This is a genomic window from Pseudomonas gozinkensis, assembly GCF_014863585.1.
In the GTDB taxonomy this organism is placed as follows: Bacteria; Pseudomonadota; Gammaproteobacteria; order Pseudomonadales; family Pseudomonadaceae; genus Aquipseudomonas; species Aquipseudomonas gozinkensis.
Window position 1 is genome coordinate 4,539,844 of the sequence record NZ_CP062253.1, and the last position, 14,953, is coordinate 4,554,796.

17 protein-coding genes are annotated in these 14,953 nt (G+C 63.3%); 10 read left to right on the forward strand and 7 right to left on the reverse strand.

The annotated features are described in order from the left end of the window. Positions 1-56: 56 nt before the first annotated feature. On the reverse strand, positions 57-722 hold the full coding sequence (locus tag IHQ43_RS20115) for a methionine ABC transporter permease (RefSeq protein WP_192561856.1): 666 nt from the start codon (positions 720-722) through the stop codon (positions 57-59). 2 nt (positions 723-724) lie between these two features. Further along, positions 725-1,939 carry an SfnB family sulfur acquisition oxidoreductase gene (locus tag IHQ43_RS20120; RefSeq protein WP_192561857.1) on the reverse strand — a complete coding sequence of 405 codons (1,215 nt, stop codon included), beginning with the start codon at positions 1,937-1,939 and terminating at the stop codon, positions 725-727. A gap of 283 nt (positions 1,940-2,222) precedes the next feature. Between IHQ43_RS20120 and IHQ43_RS20125 the strand changes: the two genes are divergently transcribed. The 10 genes from IHQ43_RS20125 to IHQ43_RS20170 all read left to right on the forward strand — a co-directional run bounded on the left by IHQ43_RS20125 (position 2,223) and on the right by IHQ43_RS20170 (position 10,177). Beyond that, the gene (locus tag IHQ43_RS20125; RefSeq protein WP_192561858.1) at positions 2,223-2,681 is read left to right on the forward strand and encodes a VOC family protein; all 459 of its coding nucleotides are present in this window, start codon (positions 2,223-2,225) and stop codon (positions 2,679-2,681) included. A gap of 138 nt (positions 2,682-2,819) precedes the next feature. Further along, the gene (locus IHQ43_RS20130; protein WP_192561859.1) at positions 2,820-3,695 is read left to right on the forward strand and encodes an alpha/beta fold hydrolase; all 876 of its coding nucleotides are present in this window, start codon (positions 2,820-2,822) and stop codon (positions 3,693-3,695) included. Between the two features lie 251 nt (positions 3,696-3,946). Next, the gene (locus IHQ43_RS20135) at positions 3,947-5,146 is read left to right on the forward strand and encodes a PepSY-associated TM helix domain-containing protein (protein WP_192561860.1); all 1,200 of its coding nucleotides are present in this window, start codon (positions 3,947-3,949) and stop codon (positions 5,144-5,146) included. Beyond that, positions 5,143-5,685 (forward strand): thiamine pyrophosphate-binding protein, encoded by a 543-nt coding sequence (locus IHQ43_RS20140; protein ID WP_192561861.1) that lies wholly within the window; start codon positions 5,143-5,145, stop codon positions 5,683-5,685. Before IHQ43_RS20135 ends, IHQ43_RS20140 begins: the two co-directional genes overlap by 4 nt. Beyond that, positions 5,682-6,023, forward strand: coding sequence for a hypothetical protein (locus IHQ43_RS20145; protein ID WP_192561862.1), 342 nt, complete (start codon positions 5,682-5,684; stop codon positions 6,021-6,023). Before IHQ43_RS20140 ends, IHQ43_RS20145 begins: the two co-directional genes overlap by 4 nt. After that, the gene (locus tag IHQ43_RS20150; RefSeq protein WP_192561863.1) at positions 6,020-6,586 is read left to right on the forward strand and encodes a DUF6162 family protein; all 567 of its coding nucleotides are present in this window, start codon (positions 6,020-6,022) and stop codon (positions 6,584-6,586) included. Before IHQ43_RS20145 ends, IHQ43_RS20150 begins: the two co-directional genes overlap by 4 nt. Before the next feature lie 35 nt (positions 6,587-6,621). Continuing rightward, complete coding sequence (locus IHQ43_RS20155) at positions 6,622-7,551, forward strand: metal ABC transporter substrate-binding protein (RefSeq protein ID WP_192561864.1); 930 nt, start codon at positions 6,622-6,624, stop codon at positions 7,549-7,551. Further along, on the forward strand, positions 7,548-8,378 hold the full coding sequence (locus tag IHQ43_RS20160) for a metal ABC transporter ATP-binding protein (protein ID WP_244142221.1): 831 nt from the start codon (positions 7,548-7,550) through the stop codon (positions 8,376-8,378). The genes IHQ43_RS20155 and IHQ43_RS20160 overlap by 4 nt, the downstream gene beginning before the upstream one ends. Further along, positions 8,378-9,277 (forward strand): metal ABC transporter permease, encoded by a 900-nt coding sequence (locus IHQ43_RS20165; RefSeq protein ID WP_003226663.1) that lies wholly within the window; start codon positions 8,378-8,380, stop codon positions 9,275-9,277. The genes IHQ43_RS20160 and IHQ43_RS20165 overlap by 1 nt, the downstream gene beginning before the upstream one ends. Beyond that, positions 9,278-10,177 (forward strand): metal ABC transporter substrate-binding protein, encoded by a 900-nt coding sequence (locus IHQ43_RS20170; protein ID WP_192561865.1) that lies wholly within the window; start codon positions 9,278-9,280, stop codon positions 10,175-10,177. A 209-nt stretch (positions 10,178-10,386) separates the two neighbouring features. Here the strand turns inward: IHQ43_RS20170 and IHQ43_RS20175 are convergent, their stop codons facing one another. The 5 genes from IHQ43_RS20175 to IHQ43_RS20195 form a co-directional block, all read right to left on the reverse strand. Next, positions 10,387-10,611: an MbtH family protein gene (locus IHQ43_RS20175; protein WP_007917715.1), complete on the reverse strand. Its 225-nt coding sequence runs from the start codon at positions 10,609-10,611 to the stop codon at positions 10,387-10,389. 83 nt (positions 10,612-10,694) lie between these two features. After that, positions 10,695-12,107: an aspartate aminotransferase family protein gene (locus tag IHQ43_RS20180; RefSeq protein WP_192561866.1), complete on the reverse strand. Its 1,413-nt coding sequence runs from the start codon at positions 12,105-12,107 to the stop codon at positions 10,695-10,697. Positions 12,108-12,249: 142 nt separating this feature from the next. After that, positions 12,250-12,735: a GNAT family N-acetyltransferase gene (locus tag IHQ43_RS20185; protein ID WP_192561867.1), complete on the reverse strand. Its 486-nt coding sequence runs from the start codon at positions 12,733-12,735 to the stop codon at positions 12,250-12,252. 107 nt (positions 12,736-12,842) lie between these two features. Then, entirely contained in the window at positions 12,843-14,165 is a 1,323-nt protein-coding gene (locus IHQ43_RS20190) for an ATP-binding protein (protein WP_192561868.1), read from the reverse strand. Continuing rightward, positions 14,165-14,845 carry a response regulator gene (locus IHQ43_RS20195; RefSeq protein ID WP_085607085.1) on the reverse strand — a complete coding sequence of 227 codons (681 nt, stop codon included), beginning with the start codon at positions 14,843-14,845 and terminating at the stop codon, positions 14,165-14,167. Before IHQ43_RS20195 ends, IHQ43_RS20190 begins: the two co-directional genes overlap by 1 nt. Between the last annotated feature and the right edge of the window lie 108 nt (positions 14,846-14,953).

Genomic DNA, 14,953 nt, shown 5'->3' on the forward strand with positions numbered 1-14,953 from the left:
TGTGAGTGGCCGTCGTGGGGTGAACGTGGGGCCTTTTTGGGTTGAATTTTTTTTGTTCAGCGTCGGCTGTAATGCGCCACCAGGCGGTCGCCGGTCATTTGCAGGGCCTGCACCAGAATCAGTAGCAACACCACGGTGACCACCATCACGTCGGTCTGAAAGCGCTGATAGCCGTAGCGGATTGCCAGGTCGCCGAGCCCGCCGCCACCGATCACGCCGGCCATCGCCGTGTAATCCACCAGCACGATGGCGGTGACCGTCACCGCCGCCAGCAACCCGCCACGGGCCTCCGGCAACAGGGTGTGGCGGATGATCTGCCAGGTGTTGGCGCCCATCGCCGGGGTCGCCTCGACCACGCCGCGATCGACTTCGCGCAACGCGGTTTCCACCAGCCGTGCAAAGAACGGAGTGCAACCGACCACCAGCGGCGGAATGGTCCCGGGCACGCCCAGCGAGGTGCCCACCAGCAACGTGGTCAACGGAATCAGCACGATCAGCAAGATGATGAACGGCAGCGAACGCAGCATGTTCACGATCACCGACAGCACCCGGTACAGGCCGACCGTTTCATGCAACTGGCGCTTGCCGGTGAGAAACAGCAGCAGCCCCAGCGGCAGGCCCAGCAACACCGTGAACAGCAGCGCCGCGCCGAGCATGCTCAGGGTGTCGAGACAGGCCTGGGCGATGTCGGCCCAGTAAATATGTTTGAACCACTCGGCCATGATCAGGACCAGTCGTGGCGCGGTGGTTTGACGCCGTTGAGCAGCCAGTTGCCGACCACGTGGTACTTCCAGCGCACCGGATCATGCAGGGTATGGACCCGAGCGTTGCGCCAGTGGCGATCGAAGTTGTGCTTCTTCAGGGTCGAACGGGTGCCACCGAGTTCGAACAGTTTGTTGCTGGCTTCGATAGCGATTTCGGTGGTCAGCACTTTGGCCTTGGCCACGGCCAGGGAGGCCAGCGCGACGTTGTCTTCATCAGGTGTCGGGCGAGCGGCGTCGAGTGCCCAACCGGCGCGTTCGAGCAAGGCTTCGGCGGCTTCCAGACGGATTTCCAGCGCGCCGATCTGAATGATCGTCAGCGGATCTTCGCTGGCCTTTTCCACACCCGCATCGATCCATGGCCGGGCGAACTGGCGGACAAATTCCACGGTATCGCGCAAGGCTGCCCGGGCGATGCCGGCGTCGATGGCAGCGGTGGTCAACTGGGCGAACGGCCCGGCCAGGGTCGGGCTCTCGTAGGAACGGTACGTCGGAAACAGATTGAACGGTGCCACCTGTAAATCCTGCGCCAGCACCGTGCCGCTGGACGTGGTGCGCTGGCCGATGCTGTCCCAGTCATCGACGATCACCAGCCCTTTCGTGCCGCGCTCGACGAACGCCAACTGCCCCTTCTGTTCTTCATCCAGCGCCAGCACCGCCAGCCAGTGGGCGTAGAGCGAGCCGGTGCAGTAACCCTTGCGGCCATTGATCACATAACCGTCGCCATAACGACGGATGGTCGCCTGAATGTCCTGCACATTCTTGCCGCCGGTTTCCGACAGCGCATTGGCAAAGCGATGACCTCGCAGCGCCAGTTCAAAGAAATGCGCCTGCTGCGCCGGGGTGCCTTGCAGGCGGATGTCTTCGAGCAGGCAGTAATGGTTTTGCGGGATTTGTCCGAGGGACGGATCGGCGGTGGAAATGATCGCGATCACCTGCGCCAGCACCGCACAGGACACCTGCGCGCCGCCGTATTCCTTCGGCACGGTGATGCCCCACAGGCCACTGTTGGAATACAGATCGACGATCTCGGCGGGCACTGCGCGGCTGCGGTCACGCTCGGCGGCGTGTTCCTGCAAGACGGCGGCGACCTGTGCGGCCACGCGCAAGGCTTCGGCGTCGTCGGCGATCCGGTGGGCGGCGGGCGGGTTGATCGGATAAACGGCAGATTCAGACATGGATGACTCTCGGTATCGGTGTTGTACCGGGTCATTGCAGCTTCTGTGCCTGACTGACAGGCCTTGTTTTTCGGGGGTTGCAGCGGACTTTCAGGGTTTGCGGCGATGAAAACCCGCGCATTCTGTTGCTTCACTGTCGATGGCTGAACAGTGCGGTGGCTGCTCGTCGGCTACTCGGCCATGGCGGCGGCACGGATCTATAGTTGAGCGACCGGCAACCCCGGCGAAGGCACACCTTCAACCTCTAATAAAAACCAGGCAACAGATAACAGGGAGCACCGCCATGAGCGTCAAACCCATTCCCGAGGGGTATCACAGCATTACCCCGTACCTCGGCATTCACAAAGCTGCCGAAGCCATCGATTTCTATAAAAAAGCGTTCGGTGCTACCGAAGTCATGCGCCTGAGCATGCCCGACGGCGGCATCGGCCACGCCGAACTGCGCATCGGCGACAGCGCGATCATGCTCGGCTCGCCGTGCGATCAAGGGCCGTTGAGCAATCCGGACACAGCCGTGTCGGTCGGTCTGCATCTGTACGTGACCGATGTCGACAAATCCTTCCAGCGTGCGCTGGATGCCGGCGCGACTTCGGTGTCCGAGGTCAAGGATCAGTTCTACGGCGACCGCAGCGGCACGTTGAAGGATCCGTACGGGCATCTGTGGTTCCTGGCCACGCGCAAGGAGGACCTGACCCAGGAGCAGATCGAGCAGCGGGCGAAGGAGATGTTTCAGCAGGGTTAGAAACGCCGAGTGCCCATTCCCGCGCAGCGCGGGAATGGGCAACACGATTCATGAACCGTCGAACCACGCTTCGTGCCTTGTCATGAGCGCCCGGCGATCTCAGGATGCAGGCCACCCGCCTGAATAAAGGATCGTCCGATGTTTGCCGGATTCGTCAAAGACCAGCGCCATGTCAACGGCGTGGACATCAGCTACCGCATCAAAGGCAGCGGCCCGGGCCTGCTGCTGTTGCACGGGCACCCGCAGACCCACGTCATCTGGCACAAGATCGCCGGGCAACTGGCGGAGCACTTCACGGTAGTCGCCGCCGACCTGCGCGGTTATGGCGATAGCAGTCGCCCGCCGGCCGATGAGGCTCACCTCAATTACTCCAAGCGCGAGATGGCCCGCGACGGCGTGGAGTTGATGAAAGCGCTGGGCTTCGAACAGTTCTCGATCCTTGCCCACGACCGTGGCGCCCGGGTCGCCCATCGCCTGGCGCTCGATCATCCCGCCGTCGTGCAGCGCATGGTCCTGCTCGACATCGCGCCGACGCTGGCGATGTACAGCCAGACCAACGAAGCCTTTGCCCGGGCTTACTGGCACTGGTTCTTCCTGATCCGCCCGGCGCCGTTGCCGGAAACCCTGATCGAAGCCGATCCCGAAGGTTATCTGCGCAGTGTCATGGGCAGCCGCAGTGCCGGGCTCGCGCCCTTCACCGAAGAGGCATTCAGCGAATATCGGCGTTGCCTGGAACGTCCCGGCAGTGCTCGGGGGATCTGCGAGGATTACCGCGCCAGTGCCGGCATCGACCTGGAACATGATCGAGCCGATCTCGCGGCCGGTCGTCACCTGAACCTGCCGTTGCTGGTGCTGTGGGGCGCCGAGGGCACCGTCGGTCGGTGCTTCGATCCGCTCAAGGAATGGCAACAGGTGGCCACCGACGTACGGGGCAAGGCCCTGCCAGCCGGGCATTACCTCGCCGAAGAAGTGCCCGAATTGTTGCTGGCCGACGTGCTCGACTTTCTCCGCTGATCTCCCTCCTTCAATCCGGCGGCATGCGCCGTCGGACTGCTTCGCCTCCCCCACAGAATCTGTCTACGCGACAGCAACATGCAATCGCGAAACATTTACTTTCATATCGTTTATCGGGATTTGCTTCGCTCATCCGTCTTATAGAGATGCGGGCCGGTCGCGTAGGCAAAAGCCACGACCGGCCTTTCAGGGACTCCCGTGCTGCGAAGCCCGTAGTACCGCTCCCTCTCACTGAATCAAGACCCGTCATCATGTCGAAGAAATCCCGCTCGAAACTGTGGTTCCTGGTACACAGCTGGCTGGCGTTGCCGATCTGGTTTTTTGTTCTGATCGTCTGCGTCACCGGCACCCTGGCGGTGGTCAGCCAGGAAATCGTCTGGCTGGCCAACCCGCAAATACGCGCCAGCGCGCCGTCGGACGATGCGCCGCTGCTCAGCTACGACCAGATCATCGCGGCCATCAAGAAAGCCGAGCCGCAAACGGTCGTGCAAGAGATCGACCGCCCCGATGAATCGCACTTTGCTCTCGATGTGCGCGTCAGCTATCCCGACGGACGTTCGCTGACGGTCTACGTCAATCCGTACACGGGTGTGATTCAGGGCGAAGCCCCGGCGTTCAATTTCCAGGGTTTCACCCGCGCCCTGCACGGCTGGTGGCTGGTGCCCTTCACCAATGGCTACAGCTGGGGCTGGTACCTGGTGTCGATCCTCGGCCTGCCCATGCTCGCCTCGCTGGTGACCGGTCTGGTGGTGTACAAGCGCTTCTGGAAAGGTTTTTTCAGCCCGACCTTGCGACTCCGCCACGGCGCACGGATTTTCTGGGGCGACTTTCACCGCCTCAGCGGCATCTGGTCGATCTGGTTCATCGCGGTGATTTCCATCACCGGCACCTGGTTCCTGATTCAGGCACTGCTGGCCGACAACCATATTTCCATCTCGAGCGAACCGGTGATCCCGGCCATGTCCCGTGAGAGCGTGCCCCTCTCGGCGGACGGTTCACCAGCCCCGCAGATCAGCCTCGATCGCGCGATCGAGATCGCCCAGCAGAAAATCCCCGGGCTGGAAACCAGCTACGTCAGCCTGCCGGGCAACGCCTACAGCCATCTCGATATCGGGGGGCGCGGCTGGTATCCGCTGATGTATCAACGCGCAACGATCAACCCGTACAACGGCGAAATCGCTGCCTCGCGCCTGCTGTCCGACCGCACGTCGCTGGAGTTCGTCACCGAATCCATGCGGCCGTTGCACACCGGTGACTTCGGCGGGCTGTGGATCAAGCTGATCTGGTTCTTCTTCGGGCTGTTGCTGAGCATGATGGTGCTCAGCGGACTGCTGATCTGGACCAAACGCACCGCACTGGCCACCGCCAACGCCCTCAAGCGCGAGCACAAGAAGCAACGCGTCAAGGCGCAACCGGCCCTGAACCGTGAACCGTCGGAGGTCAACCTGTGAGCCAGTCCAACGTTGCAACCCGCCCTTCACGTCTGAGCCTGTTCTGGCACAAGTGGCGCTTCCACATCAACGTGCTGCTGCTGTTGATCCCGTTGGGCTTCATGCCCCGGTACTTTGCGGACCAGTCGCTGTTTCGCGGCGACACTGGCCTGGGCGAACGCGAAGTCGGCGAAATCCAGGTCGGGCCCTGGAGCCTGCGCATGGCCGAATTCCGTGACGAGGCGCCCCGCCCCGCCGGGCCTGCCGGCCATATGAAAAGCTTCAACGTCGCGTTGTGCGATGCCTGCATCGATCAGGTCAAGGCCACCTACCTGCGCATCGGCAAACCGCGCAGCCTGCGCGCCGCCGGGGTGATCTTCTTCGGCACGCCGTATCGCATGGGCACCCAGTTGCCGATTCCGGAGAAGACCCGAACCGACGCCGAACTGTGGATCACCATGGAAGGCTGGGACGGCAGCATGCATCAGGCCTCGATCCCCCTGAGCCAGGCCTCCCCCGCCACCATCGCCTGGCTGAACAAACAAGGAGCCAAACCATGACGCTCGCCCGACGCTTTTCCCGCCTGCGCCTGAGTAGCCTGATGCTGGTGCTGTGTGCCGGTTTCAGTGCCAACGCCCTGGCCCACAACCCGATGTGCGAGTGCAAGGCCATCGACGCCGAGCAGATCAAATGCACCGGCGGCTTCTCCGACGGCAGCGGCGCACCGGGGGTGACCCTCGACGTGATCGGTTACGACGAAACCATCCTGGTGCCGGGCAAGCTTGGCGCCGATTCGACCCTGACCTTCAAGAAACCCGGCGCCGAGTTCTACGTGTTGTTCGACGCAGGTCCCGGCCACGTGGTCGAAATCGACCAAGCGGATATCGAAGCCCCATGACCACGCCGACCACCCAGGTTGTACGCCCGGCCGGTGCCGGGCACGAAACCCTCAATGTGCTGCTGATGTGCCTGTTGATCCTCGCGGTCGCCGGATCGGTAGTCGCATGGCGCGGCGTCTCCCACGAACCGGAGCCGGTTTCCAGCCATCAACTGGACGCCCGCCGCGATCTCGGCGCCAGCGAGCAAGGCATCTATGCCGACTTGCGGGTGACCCTCGATGAGATCCACCTGCTGCGCGAAGAACAGCAGGCACTGCCCACGCCGCAGAATCTGGCGGACGAAGGCTTCGCCCCGTTTGCCCGGGACGCCAGCTCGGTCAGTCGTGGCGGTCATGCCTGGCAACTGCTGGCCGACCGCGCCTACTTCGGCCACAGCCAGGCACCGGCTGTGGCCGGTTCGTTTCTGATGCGCCTGAACGACGCCGCGCCGGACATCTGGCTCAACCGCGCCACCGACCTGCAAGCGCCGACAGACCTGTCCGACGCAGCGCTGAGCGCCGCCGGCTGGAAACAGATCGTCGCGCAATTCGATGCCGGGGTGACCCGCGAACATCGTCATTGAACCCTCGCCTTCATTCGAGAGAAGACCGCTTGCCCATGCCTAGTTCATCTCAACGCCGTCCTTTCCTGCGCCTGCTGCTGATCGGCCTGTGCGCCTGCCTGCTGAGCCCGCTGGCCAGCGCCGATCAGGCCAAACGCCTGCGCATCGGCATCACCCTGCATCCGTATTACAGCTATGTGGCGAACATCGTCGGTGACAAGGCCGAGGTCGTGCCGCTGATTCCCGCCGGCTTCAACCCGCACGCCTACGAGCCCCGCGCCGAAGACATCAAGCGCATCAGCGGGCTGGATGTGATCGTGCTCAACGGGGTCGGTCATGACGACTTCGCTGACCGCATGATCGCCGCCAGCGAAACGCCGAACATCAAGACCATCGAAGCCAACGAAAACGTACCGCTGCTGGCCGCCACCGGGGTGGCCGCGCGCGGTGCCGGCAAAGTGGTGAACCCGCACACGTTCCTGTCGATCAGCGCCTCGATTGCCCAGGTCAACAACATCGCCCGGGAACTGGGCAAGCTTGACCCGGAGAACGCCAAGACCTACACCCAGAACGCCCGCGCTTATGGCAAACGCCTGCGGCAGATGCGCGCCGACGCCCTGGCCAAGCTGACCCAGGCACCGAACGCCGAACTGCGGGTGGCCACGGTGCACGCCGCTTATGACTACCTGCTGCGCGAATTCGGCCTGGAAGTGACGGCGGTGGTCGAGCCGGCCCACGGCATCGAGCCGAGCCCGAGCCAGTTGAAGAAAACCATCGACCAACTGCGGGAGCTGGACGTGAAGGTGATCTTCTCCGAGATGGACTTCCCGTCCACATACGTCGAAACCATCCAGCGCGAATCCGGCGTGAAGCTGTATCCGCTGTCACACATTTCCTACGGCGAATACACCGCCGACAAATACGAAAAGGAAATGACCGGCAACCTCAATACTGTGGTTCGAGCGATTCAGGAGTCCGGCGCATGACTTCAAAAGAAATCGAACTCCCTGTGGGAGCGAGCCTGCTCGCGAAAGCGTCCATTCAGTCAACGTCGCCGTTGGATGAGAAACCGCATTCGCGAGCAAGCTCGCTCCCACAAGTATCAGGCCCGACCCTGGATTTCGCCGACGTCAGCCTGACCCTCGGCCGCACGACGATTCTGGACAAGGTCGCCTTTCAAGTTCAGCCCGGCAGCGTGCATGCGCTGGTCGGCCCCAACGGCGGCGGCAAGAGTTCGCTGATCAAGACCCTGCTCGGGCAAATGCCCCATCAGGGCCGGCTCAGTCTGCAATGGCCCGGCGAACCCGGCACCATCGGTTACGTGCCGCAGGCGCTGGAGTTCGATCGCGGCCTGCCGATGACCGTCGACGATTTCATGGCCGCCATGTGCCAGCGTCGCCCCGCGTTTCTCGGGCTAAGCAAACACTACGCCGGCGCCATCGGCGAAGCGCTGGAACGGGTCGGCATGCAGGACAAGCGCAAACGCCGGATGGGCGCACTGTCCGGCGGTGAGCGCCAGCGGGTGCTGCTCGCTCAGGGCCTGATTCCGGCCCCGCAATTGCTGGTGCTGGACGAGCCGATGTCAGCCCTCGACGAGGCCGGGATCCAGGTGTTCGAGCGCTTGCTGGGTGATTGGCGCGCGGCGGGCATCACTGTGCTATGGATCGAGCACGATCTGGAAGCGGTCGGGCGCCTGGCCGATCGCGTCACCGGCCTCAACCGCCGGGTGCTGTTCGACGCCACGCCGCAACAGGCCCTGACCCCGGACCGCCTGCTGACCCTGTTCTCGACCCATCCACGGAGCGCTGCCTGATGAGTTACGAAGCCTTTCGTTTGATGGTGCAAGGATGGGCCTCCTCCGGTTACCTGCCGGAAGCCCTGGCCTACGGGTTTGTGGTCAACGCCCTGCTCGCCGGCCTGTTGATCGGCCCGGTACTGGGTGGCCTCGGCACGCTGGTGGTGGTCAAGCGCTTCGCGTTTTTCTCCGAGGCGGTGGGCCACGCGGCGCTGACCGGCGTGGCCATCGGCATCCTGCTCGGCGAACCCTACACCGGGCCTTACGGCAGCCTGTTCGGTTACTGCCTGCTGTTCGGCATACTGCTCAACTACCTGCGCAACCGTACTGGTCTGGCACCCGACACTTTGATCGGCGTGTTCCTGTCGGTGTCCCTCGCTCTGGGCGCCAGCCTGCTGCTGATTCTGGCGGGCAAGATCAACGTGCACATTCTGGAAAACGTGCTGTTCGGCTCGGTACTGACGGTCAACGGTAATGACCTGCTGGTGCTGGCGATTGTCGGCTCACTGGTCATGGCATTGGCCCTGCCGCTGTACAACCGGATCATGCTGGCCAGCTTCAACCCGCAGCTGGCGGCGGTGCGCGGCGTCGCGGTGAAGACCCTGGATTACCTGTTCGTGATTCTGGTGACGCTGATCACCGTCGCGGCAGTGAAAGTCATCGGTGCGATTCTGGTCGGTGCGCTGCTGGTGATTCCGGCGGCGGCAGCACGTCTGCTCAGCCAGTCGCTCAAAGGCTTTTTCTGGTGTTCGGTGCTGATCGCCACGGTCAGCACGCTGTGCGGGATTCTCGCGCCGATCGTGTTCGACCTGCCGATTCCGTCCGGCGCCGCGATCATTCTGGTCGCCGGTATCGCCTTCGCCCTCGCCGCGATTGCCCGGGGCGTCGTCCCCAGTCTGAAAGGGAACCTTGGATAAATGGCTTTTTCACTACGAAAACTGACCCTGGCCATCGCCCTCAGCGGCGCGGTTTCGAGCCCTCTGCTGGCTGCCGAGAAACCGCTGCGAGTGCTGGCCTCGTTGCCGATCACCTACGGTCTGGGCGAAGTCCTGCTCAAGGGGACCGAGATCCACCTCGAACGCGCAGCACCGGCCAACCTGCCGGGCAGTCGCCAGACCGCCTACTTCACCGGTCGCGGCGCCCCTGAGCTGAGCAAACTGGCCACCGGCGCCGATGCGGTGATCGGCGTGCGCTCGCTGTGGGCCGATGATCCGCTGTACCCGATCGCCCGCCGCAGCAACATCCGCATCGTCGAGGTCGACGCGGCTCGTCCGGTGGACGGCGCCCTGCCGGGCATTGCCGTGCAACCGGGGCTCAAGGTCGACGGCCTGAACAGCCAGCCGTGGCTGGCGAGCAACAACATGGGGCGCATGGCCGACGTGATGGCGGCTGATCTGGTGCGTCTGGCACCGAAGGACAAACCGAAAATCGAGGCCAATCTGGCGGCGCTGAAACAACGCCTGCTGAAACTCAGTGCCGACAGCGAGGCGCGTCTGGCCAGTGCCGACAACCTGAGCGTGATGAGCCTGAGCGATCACTTCGGCTACCTGATCGGCAGCCTGAATCTGGAATTGATCGGACAAGACGCGCGACCGGATGCCGAGTGGACGCCGGAGGATCTGAAAAAACTGACCGCGACCCTGAAAGACAATGACGTGGCAGTGGTGCTGCACCATCGGCAGCCGTCGGACGCGGTAAAAGCGGCAATTGTCGAATCGGGCAGTCACCTGCTGGTGCTGAGCACCGATGCAGCGGATCCGGTGGCAGAGCTGGAAGGCAATGTGGATGTGCTGCTCAAGGGCTTGAGTGGCGCGTAACACCAGTCGCCCCCCGTCATGATCGTTCCCACGCTCTGCGTGGGAATGCAGCCCGGGACGCTCCGCGTCCCTTCCGAAGCGGACGCGGAGCGTCCAATGAGGCATTCCCACGCAGAGCGTGGGAACGATCACCGTCTGTGCGGGAACGATCGACATGAAAAAACCCGCTGACTGTTTCCAGTCCAGCGGGTTTCTTTTTGTCCGGCGACTTACTGGGCAGCCGCTTGCGCTTCCATTTTCTGGCGCAGGCTCAGCGGACGCATGTCGGTCCAGACTTCTTCGATGTAGGCCAGGCATTCCTTTTTCAGGCCACTCTTGCCGACGGTGCGCCAGCCTTCCGGCACGGCCTTGTAGTCCGGCCAGATCGAGTACTGCTCTTCGTGGTTGACCACGACTTGAAAGAGGATGTCCTCGCGGTCGAATACTGAAGTCATGCTGTGTCTCCATCGCTGTAGGGGTGGGCTGCACGAGGGGTGCAGCCGGGTATGTAGAAAGAACGTTCGACGCGGCGAAAAATTTACAGGCCGGCGGTCGCGGCGCTCAACGCACGGCCGAAGATCTCGGCGACGCGGTCGATTTCGGCGGCGGTGATGACCAACGGCGGCAGGAATCGCACCACCGCACCATGACGCCCGCCCAGTTCCAGAATCAGCCCGCGCTTGAGGCATTCGCGCTGCACCAGCGGCGCCAGTCGTGCAAACGCCGGCGGATGGCCGAGTGCGTCGGGCGTGCCGTTCGGATCGACCAGCTCGACACCGAGCATCAGGCCACGACCGCGAATGTCGCCCAGTTGCGGGAAGTCGCGCTGCAGGATGTGCAGGTGCTCGCTCAGGCGCTCGCCCATGGCGGCCGCGTGCTCGCAGACCCTGTGCTCGACCAGGTAACGCATCACGGCGGAGCCTGCGGCCATCGCCATCTGGTTGCCACGGAACGTACCGGCGTGCGCGCCCGGCTGCCAGGTGTCGAGCCAGTCGCGATAGACCACCACCGCCAGCGGCAGGCTGCCACCGATGGCTTTGGACAGCACGACCACGTCCGGTGTGATGCCCGCGTGCTCGAAGGCAAACATCTTGCCGGTGCGGGCGAAACCGCTCTGGATTTCGTCGATGATCAATGCGACGCCGGCGCTCTCGGTGATGCGGCGCAGACCGCGCAGCCATTCGATGTCCGCCGGGATCACACCGCCCTCGCCCTGCACCGCTTCAACGATGACGGCGGCCGGCAATTGCACACCGGCCTCGGGATCATTGAGCAGGTTTTCCAGGTAACTCAGGTTGGCCTTGACACCCGCCACGCCACCGAGGCCGAACGGGCAACGGTAATCGTACGGGAACGGCATGAATTGCACGCCGTTGCTGAGCAAAGCACCCAAAGGCTTTTTCGGCCCCAGGCTGCCCATCAGGCTCAAGGCACCCTGGCTCATGCCGTGGTAACCGCCGGAGAACGACAGCACGGTGCTGCGTCCGGTGGCGGTGCGTACCAGTTTCAGCGCAGCTTCCACCGCATCGGTCCCGGTCGGGCCGCAGAACTGGATTTTCGCTTCCTTGGCCAATGCTGGAGGCAACAGGCCGAACAGGTCCTGAACGAATTGATCCTTCACCGGCGTGGTCAGGTCCAGAGTGTGCAGCGGCAACTCATCGGCCAGCACCTGCTGGATTGCCTCGATCACCACCGGATGGTTATGCCCCAGCGCCAAAGTGCCGGCACCCGCCAGGCAATCGATGAAGGTGCGGCCCTCGACGTCTTCGACGTACAGGCCTTTGGCACGCTTCAATGCCAGCGGAATGCGCCGCGGGTAACTGCGGGCATTGGATTCCTGTTGGCTCTGACGAGCGAGCAACGGTGATTCATTGAACTGGTACAGCGTTTCCGCCGGCGCGGAGGCGATCCGGGCCGACGACTCTTCGATAAGGCTGGTGGCGACTGACATCTCTCGACCCCTCAATACGCTATGGATAGTGACCAAAACTGCACACCGGGCAGGTGCGCGTTCCGGTCGCGGGGCGCACATGCAGGTTTTCCTGTTCTGGAAACGCACCAGCGTGTCGAGGATTTACACCCTTGATCGAATGTCAGGCCGACAATGACAGCGGTTTGTGCATCGGCAGGCTCAAAACGCCGTGTTGCATGAAGGCAATCGCTGCTTCGCAATAACCCAGACGGCGGTAGAACGCCTCGCCGGTTCGCGTGCTGGCGAGCGTGACGCAGGGCCTTCCACGAAGCCGCAGCCAACCCTCGAGATCGCCCATCAGCGCGCGGCCCGCACCTCGGCGAAACCACTCCGGCTGCACGTGACAGAGCGTAACCTCGCCATTGGCTGCGGCCATGCCGACGCCGACCGGTTTGTCCTGCAGCAGTGCGATGTTCAGATAGAGATGCGGATCGGCGAGCCAGGCGCTGATGTGTTCCGCCGATTGTCGGCGGACCCAGCGGTCGACCAGTTGTGGATCATTGCGATGATCGAGCGCGCAACCGACGCGGATCGAGCGTTCGAGGATCCGGCTGATGATGCCGGCGTCGGCGGGGGTGGCGGGACAGATGTAAATGGGCGCTTCCATGGCGCTGTTTCCCTCAATCCATTGAGTCAAAGGCTGGGGCGACAATAACGTCGCAGCCGGCGGATGACTAATGGAGAGAGGTTACATTTGATGTGCCGGGCTAACTGTCAGACCGGTTGCAGCGGCATGGTCAGCTCGACCCGCAAACCATCCGGGCGGCTGTCGAAATGCAGGGTGCAGGCGCAGCGCTGAACGATGGCCTGGACAATCGCCAGCCCCAGTCCGCAGCCGGTGCTTTGGCCGTTACGCCAGAAGCGCTGGGTCAGGTGTTGCAGATCGTCCGGGGCAATTCCCGGCCCATGGTCGCGCACCACGAAACGCACTCGATTGCCGGTAGTTTCCAGGCTCAACTCCACCGCGCCCTCGGTCGGCGTATGCCGCAGGGCGTTGTCCAGCAGGTTGCGCAGGGCTGCGATCGACAGCACCGCCGGCATTTGCAGGGGCGCACCGGACAAGCGTTCAGGCAGGTGCAGCCGGATGCGCTGGCGCTGGTCGCTGGCCGAATCCTGAATCGCCAGTTTCGCCACCTGTTCGGCACTGCATTGCACACCGTCGTCGAACGAAAGACTGCCCTCGACCCGCGCCAGCAACAGCAATTGCTCAAGAGTCCGGTGCAGGCGGTCGGCGCCTTCCTCGGCCCGGGCCAGGGACTGATCGCGGGCGTTGCCTTCGGTCATGCGCGCCACTTGCAGGTGGGTCTTGATCGCCGTCAGCGGGCTTCGCAGTTCATGGGCGGCATCGCCGGTCAGGCGACGTTCGCGCTCGATGGTCTTGCCAATGCGCTGGAACAGTTGGTTCTGGGTTTCAAGCAGCGGTTTCAGTTCGCTGGGGAATGACTGCAACTGCAACGGCTCAAGCGAGTCGGCATTGCGGCGCATCAAGGCTTCACGCAAGCGATTGAGCGGCGCCAGGCCTTGGCCGATCCCCAGCCACAACAGGCACAGGCAGCCGAGCAGCGCCACGCCCACCGGCACTGAAGCCGCCAGCAGGATCGACATGTTCAGGGCCTCGCGCTCGATCACCCGGTCAGCGGTAGTGATCCGCACATCGCCCCGGGCCAGGGTGAAGCTGCGCCAGGGCGCGCCATCGATCATCTGATCGTGGAAGCCCATCTTCTGGGCTTCCAGTGCCTGTTCCGGATTGTTGTGGCTGCGGGCGAGAATTTCCCCGCGCAACGAGCTGACCTGGCAGGCCATACCGCCGGGAATGTTCAGTTGCTCGGCGCTGAAGTGAGTGCCCTCGCCTTTGCTCGGGATGGCCGGCAATTGCTCTAGCAACCCGGCGACCATCCGCGCCGACGCCACCAGGCGCTGGTCGAGGGAAAACATCATCTGGTTGCGCAGGTCGCTGAGCATCCAGGCAGCCGCCAGTGCCCAGATCAGCGCGAACGCGGCGCCGAGGGTCAGGCTCAGGCGCAGGCGCAGACTCATCACTTGTCAGGTTCTCCACCATCGGCCGGGCCCAGGCGATAACCGAGGCCACGCACGGTTTCGACGATGCCTTTACCCAGTTTGCTGCGCAGGTGATGGATGTGCACGTTGAGCGCGTTACTCTCCAGCTCATCGTTGAAACCGTAGACGCTGTCCTTCAACTGCTCGGTGGACAGCACCCGGCCACGGTTGTGCAGCAAGGCTTGCAACAGGGATTGTTCGCGACGGGACAGGTCCACGGAACGGCCCGCCAGTGTGGTTTCACGACTGCTCGGGTCGTAGGTCAGCGCACCGTGTTCGATCAGATTGACGCTGCGCCCGGCCACCCGGCGCAACAGGGTTTGCAGACGGGCGAACAATTCACGCAGGTCGAAAGGCTTGAGCAGGTAGTCGTCGGCACCGGACTGCAAACCGTCGACCCGATCCGTGACCGAATCCCGCGCGGTGAGGATCAGCACCGGAATCTCCAGGCCCTGCTGGCGCAATTGCTGAAGCAGCTTGAGGCCATCTTCGTCCGGCAGGCCGAGATCCAGCACCATCACGTCGAATTCGGCCACCTTGAGGATCGCCCGCGCCTTGGAGGCGGTGTTGACGTGCTCGACCGTCAGGCCTTGCGCCGTCAGCCCGGCGACGATCCCGCTGGCGATCAACTCATCGTCTTCGCAAACCAGTACGTGCATGGTGAGTCCCGTAGAAAAGTGCCGATTAGGCCGCTGGCCGATTAAGCCGACATTATGCCCCGAACGCCACCGCGACAAGGCCGTCGCGGTTAATCATCGGTTAATCGC